The organism is Bacteroidota bacterium, assembly GCA_030017895.1.
Lineage (GTDB): Bacteria > Bacteroidota > Ignavibacteria > UBA10030 > BY39 > JASEGV01.
Genome location: JASEGV010000168.1, coordinates 1 through 660, shown reverse-complemented (window position 1 = coordinate 660; position 660 = coordinate 1). Strand labels below are relative to the sequence as shown.

The window sequence follows — 660 nt, the reverse complement described above, 5'->3', positions numbered from 1 at the left end:
GTATCGCCAAGTATTGCAACATTACGTGGAAAAGGGTTGCCCTGATTGATTGCCCTGGGTTCAGTCCAAGAATCTCCATGGTCAGAAGATGATAACATAAAAATTGGAGTTTGTCCTGAACCATGGCTCCCTCCGATAAAAAAAATATATAATTTTTTATCATTCGACGCTATCTTTAAATTTGAAACATTCCAGTATGGAAATTGTACTGTGTCTATAATTAGTTCTCTTATTGGCTCCCAGTCGATACCTGCATTCGTTGACCGTACATATGGTAATCTGTATGTGTCCGAATTCTCAAAAACTAAATGAACGGTATCACCCTGCACAGTCATACGTGATATGTATCCAGTAGTCCCTTCGGGCGATAGCTTCACAGCAGGGAGCCAGGTTACGCCGCACCAGGTTTCACGGCCTGCCTGCTCGACTATCGGGCGAGCCGGACGGGCAGGTTGGGCAAGTAAAGAATTAATTAAAAAGCAAAACAAAAATATTATGATTAAAAGATTTAAAGATTGAATGATTAATTGATTGGGTTTCATATTATACCTCTTTTACTAATATCACACATCGCTGTCCTTTTAATTGTTAATGTGCAGTTATTATTTGTGGGTTTAATATACATCCCCTAATATTGAAAGTCAAGTGTTTTTTGTAAAA

At 38.5% G+C, this 660-nt stretch carries 1 protein-coding gene; it reads right to left on the bottom strand.

What is annotated here, in order from left to right; all coding sequences use genetic code 11:
* Positions 1-542, bottom strand: a 542-nt coding sequence (locus QME58_14485) for a sialidase family protein (protein ID MDI6805018.1), incomplete at its 3' end; no start/stop codon positions are given.
* Positions 543-660: the final 118 nt, after the last annotated feature.